The organism is Streptomyces sp. GbtcB6 (genome assembly GCF_019091475.1).
GTDB classification, from domain to species: domain Bacteria; phylum Actinomycetota; class Actinomycetes; order Streptomycetales; family Streptomycetaceae; genus Streptomyces; species Streptomyces hyaluromycini.
The window spans coordinates 46779-53166 of record NZ_JAGXJL010000057.1 but is presented as its reverse complement, the minus strand read 5'-3'; the positions used below and the strand labels follow the sequence as shown (position 1 = coordinate 53166).

Annotated in this window: 3 protein-coding genes and 1 pseudogene; 2 read left to right on the top strand and 2 right to left on the bottom strand. The window is 74.2% G+C overall.

The features are described from left to right. Positions 1–248: 248 nt before the first annotated feature. A pseudogene (locus KVT45_RS46550) lies at positions 249–2378 on the top strand (tetratricopeptide repeat protein); the annotation flags it as partial. Here the strand turns inward: KVT45_RS46550 and KVT45_RS46545 are convergent. Both KVT45_RS46545 and KVT45_RS46540 read right to left on the bottom strand, forming a co-directional pair. Beyond that, on the bottom strand, positions 2379–4067 hold the full coding sequence (locus tag KVT45_RS46545) for a bifunctional 3'-5' exonuclease/DNA polymerase (RefSeq protein ID WP_217556049.1): 1689 nt from the start codon (positions 4065–4067) through the stop codon (positions 2379–2381). Between the two features lie 75 nt (positions 4068–4142). Next, positions 4143–4931 carry a Clp protease N-terminal domain-containing protein gene (locus tag KVT45_RS46540; protein WP_217556048.1) on the bottom strand — a complete coding sequence of 263 codons (789 nt, stop codon included), beginning with the start codon at positions 4929–4931 and terminating at the stop codon, positions 4143–4145. A 133-nt stretch (positions 4932–5064) separates the two neighbouring features. Between KVT45_RS46540 and KVT45_RS46535 the strand changes: the two genes are divergently transcribed. Further along, entirely contained in the window at positions 5065–6201 is a 1137-nt protein-coding gene (locus KVT45_RS46535; RefSeq protein WP_217556047.1) for a DUF2786 domain-containing protein, read from the top strand. Positions 6202–6388: the final 187 nt, after the last annotated feature.

The window sequence follows — 6388 nt, the reverse complement described above, 5'->3', positions numbered from 1 at the left end:
TTGGCCTCCGACTTACCTCCACCGAGCCCCGTCCCCCAGCCTCCGCCGAGCCCCAGCCCTCTGCCTCTACCGAGCCCCATCCCCCCGCCTCTACCGAGCCCCATCCCCCCGCAGCCGCCGACGGCGATTCCGCCCCACAGGGGCCACCCGCACCCGACCACGAAACCGTCACGGGTGGTGCGGGTGGGAACCCACAGGCCGAAGGCGAAGCCGAGGCCACGGTCACACCCACCCCCACCCTCACCGCGATCACCGGCATGGCCGGCGTCGGCAAGAGCGCCCTCGCGCTGCACGTCGCGCACCAACTGCGGGATCGTTTCCCCGACGGCCAGCTCTACATCAACCTGCACGGTGCCACCCCCGGCATGCCCCCGCTCGCCCCCGGCCAGGCGCTCGCCGCGCTGCTCAGGGACATCGGCGCCGACCCCCGCCACATCCCCGAACACCCCGACGCGGCCACCGCGTTGCTGCGCTCCCTGCTCGCGCCGACCCGCACCCTGTTGCTGCTCGACGACGCCGCGAACGCCGCCCAGGTGCGGCCGTTGCTCCCCGGCGGCCCCGGCTGCGCCGTGATCGTCACCAGCCGTTCACCGCTCACCGCGCTCGACGGCGCCCGCCGCTTCCCGCTCGGGCCGCTGAGCGGCGAGGACAGCGCAGCGCTGCTGCGCGCGGTCAGCGGGCGTGCGGAGATCGGCGCCGGTCACCCGCTGGTCGGCCTCACCGGCCGGCTCCCGCTCGCCCTGCGCGTCGTGGCCGCCCGGCTGGCCGCCCGCCGCGCCCTCACCCCCGAGGTGCTGGCCGGCCAACTGGCCGCCACCGAGGGCAGGTTGCACCACCTCGAATACGACGACCTGAGCGTCCGGCGCTCCCTCGCCGTCGCCCATGACGCCCTCGCCGCCTCCGACCGGGCCCCCGACCGCGACGCCGCCCTAGTCCTGCGCCACATGGGCGCCCTCGACCTGCCCACCTACGGCGCCCCCCTGATCGCCCGGCTCACCGGCACCGACGAGCGCCGCGCCGAGGCCGCCCTGGACCGGCTGGTCGACGTAGCCCTCCTGGAGGAGACCGCGTACGGCCGCTACACCCCGCACGACCTGGTCCGGGACTTCGCCCGCGAGCTGGCAGAAGAGCCAGACCGCACCGACCGCTCCCACGGCTCCGACCGCACCCACGGCACCGACCCCACCCACGGCACCGACCCCACCGACCGCACCGAGGCCGCTCTCACCGCCCTCCGCTGGTTCGCCGCCGCCGCCGAGCGCGCCCTCGTCGCGATCGTCGAACCCGGACTCGACCAGGGCGACCGCCGTCGGCCCACCACCGCCCAGCCCCCCGAACACCAGCCGTACGCCGCAGCCCTGCCGTCCTTCGAGCGCGCCGAGCACGCCTTCGCCTGGGGCGACATGGAGCTGGAGAACATCGTCGCCCTGGTGGAGCGGTACGCCGGCACCACCGACGCACGGATCAGCGCCTACCTCTCCACGCTCGTCCGCCTCCTCTACCCCTACGTCCTGCGCAGCGGCCGGGTCGCCGAGATGGAGGTGCTCGGCACCGCAGCCCTGGCCGCCGCCCGGCGCCTCGGTGACGAGCCCGCCGAGGCCTACGCCCTGGGCGACCTCGCCGGCCTGCGCTTCCTCACCGGCCGGCAGCGGGAGGCCCTCGCCCTGACCGACGGGGCGCTGGCCCTCTGGCGGCGGCTGGGCGCGGCGTCCTGGATCCGGCGCACGCTGAACAACCGGGGGCTGCTGCTGGAGGGGCTCGGCCGGTACGACGAGTCGGGCGAGGCGCTGCGGCAGAGCCTGGACTACTCCCGGCAGCTGAACGACCCCTACGGCGAGGCCGTCACCCACAGCCATCTCGGCAACCTCTACGAGCACACCGACCCGCGCGCCGCCATCGAGCAGCACCGGCGCTCACTCGCGATCGGGGACGCGATCGGCGCCGTCATCCTGCAGCACTCGGCGCACTGCAACATCGGCTACGCCCATCTCAGCCTCGGCGAACCGGCGGCCGCCGCCGCGCACTTCGAGGAGAGCTTGCGCATCCTCGGCGGCCACGGCGACTGGCACGGCGAGTCCCAGACCCGGCTCGGCCTGGTCCGCGCGCTGCGCGCCCTCGGCCGCACCGACCGCGCCCACCACGAGTGCGCCGAGCTCCTGCACCGCGCCGACGCCCGCGCCGACCGCTACAGCGGCGGTCTCGCCCGCCACCAACTCGGCCTGCTGCTGCGCGAACAGGGGCGCACGGGCGAGGCGTACGACGTCTGGCGCGAGGCTCTCACCGCCCTGGACGGCACGGACGAACCGGACGTCCTCGCCGAGCTGCGCGCCCTGCTGGCACCCGGTGACCTATCCGGCCCATCCGGCCCATCCGACTGATCACTTCGCGTCGGCGTAGCACTCCACCACCGCCGTCGTGAACGGGAAACGCACCGGCGTCTGCCCGAACGTCAGCCGCCCCGCCAGATCGGCCGCCTCCCGTATCGCCGCCACGACGGCCTCGGTCTCCTTCTCGGGACAGTGCACGATCACCTCGTCGTGCTGGAAGAAGACCAGCTCGGCCGCCATGTCCGCGCAGGTCCGGCGCAGCGCCGCGAGCATCAGCAGGGCCCAGTCGGCGGCGCTGCCCTGGACCACGAAGTTGCGCGCGAAGCGGCCCCGGGCCCGGGAGTTGGTGGAGGCGTACCCCGGCACCCAGCCCTCGGCCGCATGCTCCTCCGGCTCTTCCTGGGGCATCCCCGCCTCCTCGGTGCCGTCGCCCGCACCGGTCGCCGGCGGACAGGTCCGGCCCAGCCAGGTGCGCACCAGCCGGCCCTCCTCGCCGGCCCGCGCCGCCTCGTCGACGTACGCCACCGCCTTGGGGAACCGGCGGCGGAGCGCGGCCAGGTTCTTCAGGCCGTCGCCCGAGGTCTGCCCGTAGACCGCGCCGAGGACGGCGATCTTGGCCTGCTGGCGGTCGCCGGAGAAGGCATGGTCGGAGACGGACTGGTAGAGGTCGGTCTCCCGCCCGGCGACCTCCATCAGCCCGGGGTCGCGGGAGATCGCCGCCAGCACGCGCGGCTCCATCTGGTCGGCGTCGGCCACGACCAGCCGCCAGCCGGGGGCGGCGACCGCGGCCCGCCGGATGACCTTGGGGATCTGCAGCGCGCCCCCGCCGTTGGTCACCCAGCGCCCGGTGACCGTGCCGCCCGCGTGGAACTCGGGCCGGAACCGGCCGTCGCGCACCCAGTCCTGGAGCCAGGTCCAGCCGTGCGCCACCCAGATCCGGTACAGCTTCTTGTACTCCAGGAGCGGTTTCACCGCCGGATGGTCGACGGTCGACAGCTCCCAGCGGCGGGTGGACTTGACCTTGATCCCGGCCTGGGCGAAGGCCTTGATCACATCGGCCGGGAGATCCGGGCGCACCCGCCTGCCGAACGCCGCCGACACCTCGTCGGCCAGCTCGGCCAGCCGGCGCGGCTCGCCGCCGCCCGCGTACCGCTCGCCGAGCAGTTCGCGCAGCACCTCGCGGTGGACCTCGGCGCTCCAGGGCACGCCCGCGCGGTTCATCTCGGCGGCGATCAGCATCCCCGCCGACTCGGCGGCGGTCAGCAGGCGCATCCGCTCCGGGTGTTCGGCCCGGTCGTGCCTGCGCTGCTGCTCGGCGTAGACCGCGAGGAGCTCGTCGAGCGTCAGGCGGGCGGTGCCCTGTGGCTCGAACAGCGGTGACTGCGCGCCCGGTTCGGCCGCCCGCTGCGGCGGATCGGGCGGTACGGGACCGCCGCGGAGGCGGGCCAGGGCGGCGGCGGCCGAGTGCGGCTCGCCGGACCGTCCCTCGTGGCCCAGCAGAAGTGTCTCGGCGTCCTCGATGTCGTAGCACCGCTCTACTCGCACCCCCGTGGCGAGCAGACGCGGGTAGACCTCGGGGGTCGACCGCCACACCCAGCGTGTGACCTCCGGGCGGCCCCTGACCGCCCCGGCGAGATCGGGCTCCCGCCGCACCGGCCCGGCGGGCAGCCCGTCCGGACCGAGGGGGGCGACGTCCACGCCACCGTCCTCGGCCGGAGCGAGAGCCCACCGGTCGGTCATGCTGCGAGTCTGGCACCCGCCACTGACAATCGCCCTGACCTGCGGATTCAGCGTTTCGGCGGACTTGCGGACTTTTCAGCCCGCCCTGTCCTCCTTCGCGTCGCCCGCGGCCTCCGCAGCTCCCGCCGCCTCCGCCGCCGCGTTCTTCTGCTCCAGCAGCAGCGACAGCACCTTGGTCATGTACTCCTCGGTCGCGGGCTTGGTGATGCCCAGTCCGCTGAGGACGCCGTCGCCGTTCTCGTGCTCCAGGAGCGCCAGCAGCAGGTGTTCGGTGCCGATGTAGTTGTGGCCGAGGCGGAGGGCCTCGCGGAAGGTGAGTTCGAGGGCCTTCTTGGCCTCCGGGCCGTAGGGGACGAGGTCGGGGACGTCGTCCGAGGCCGGCGGGAGCGCGGCGGTGGCCGCCTGGCGCACGGTGTCCAGCAGGACGCCCTGCGCGAGGATCGCCTTCGCCGCGATGCCGTCCGGTTCGGCCAGCAGGCCGAGGACCAGGTGCTCGGGGCGGCCCTCGGGGTTGCGTGCCGCGACCGCCTCGTTGTGGGCCGCCATCACCACGTTCCTCGCGCGCGGGGTGTAGCGGTCGAAGCCCTGGCTGGGGTCGAGGTCGGTGGACTCCTTCGGCACGAAGCGCTTCTGAGCCGCCTGCCGGGTCACGCCCATGCTCTTGCCGATGTCGGTCCAGGACGCGCCCGAGCGCCGGGCCTGGTCGACGAAGTGGCCGATCAGGTGGTCGGCCACGTCGCCCAGGTGGTCGGCGGCGATCACCGCGTCCTGGAGCTGGTCGAGGGGTTCGGGGTGCACCTTCTTGATCGCCGCGATGAGGTCGTCGAGGCGCACGGATGCCGTGATGTTCGGGTCGGTAGCCATGTGTCAACCGTAGGTTGACACTCCACCCCTGTCAACCATCGGTTGACAGTCGGACGGTTGCTGTCGCGGACAGTTATCCACAGGGTGTGGACGGCCGCCGACCACCGTCGGCACGGCATGGCACGATCGACACGTGACCAGCAGCCAGCCCAGCACCGTCGACCGAGCCTTCCAGAGCGCCCTGTACGACGACACCGACTCCGGCCTCGACACGGGCGCGTCCCTCCTCGCGGCCGACTCCGGCGCGGACGCCGAACTCGCGCACCGGGGCCGGGAGTTCGTCGCGGCGACCTGGCGGCGCGGCTGGCAGCCCGCCGACGTCGTACGGCTGGTGCGGCGCGAGCTGGACGACCCGCACGTCCGGCTCGCCGCCGGGCTGATCCGGGCACAGGTACCGGACGACCGGCCGCGCGGCCCCCGCTGGCAGGCGCAGCTCGACGCGCTGCCGCAGGAGGACGGCCACGCACGCGTGGGCGACCGCTTCTCGCACGCCACCGCCGTCCTGGAGCTGTACCGGCTGCTGCTGCGGCTGCCCTCACTGGAGCCCCTCGACGAGCCCCGGCCCGCTGCGACCGCGCACCGTCCGCAGTCCCGCATGCTCACCCGGATCCGCGCGCTGCTCGCCAAGGCCGAGGCGACCGGGTACCCGGAGGAGGCGGAGGCGCTCAGCGCCAAGGCCCAGGAGCTGATGGCCCGGCACAGCGTCGACGAGGCGCTGCTCGCCGCGGGGGCGCCCGCACCGGACGCGCCGGGCGCCTGCAGGATCGGGGTCGAGCCGCCGTACGAGCAGGCCAAGGCGGTGCTGCTGGACGCGGTCGCCACGGCCAACCACTGCCGCGCGGTGTGGAACGAGCCGCTGGCCTTCTCCACGGTGGTCGGTTTCGAGGCGGACCTGGAGGCGGTCGAGCTGCTCCACACCTCGCTGCTGGTGCAGGCGACACACGCGATGACGAAGGCGGAGGCCGCGCAGCGGGCGGGCGGCCGCAAGCGTACGAAGACCTTCCGCCAGTCCTTCCTGGCGGCGTACGCCCACCGGGTCGGCGACCGCCTCAGAGCAGCGGCGCGGTCGGCCGTGGCCGAGACCGAGGCACCCCAGGCCCTGCTCCCGGTCCTGGCGACGAGAGAGCTGGCCGTGACCGACCGCATGCAGCAGATGTTCCCGGACACCACCACGACCCGCCTGCGCGGAGTGACCGACGAGGCAGGCTGGACAGAGGGCACAAGAGCAGCAGACCAGGCCCAGGTCCACGCACACACCCAACTACCCTGAGCCCCAACGAGCCCCGCAAGGGGCGCGCCCCATAGGGGCGCGGGGAACTGCGCGCTCAACCCCCACCGGCGGTCAGCCGAATCCCAGCCGCACCACCCCGTGTCAGGGGCGCGGGGCTGTGTCGACAAGCGGCTCCGCCGCGCGGGCGCGACAAGCCCCCACCGGCGGTCAGCCGAAACCCCACCGC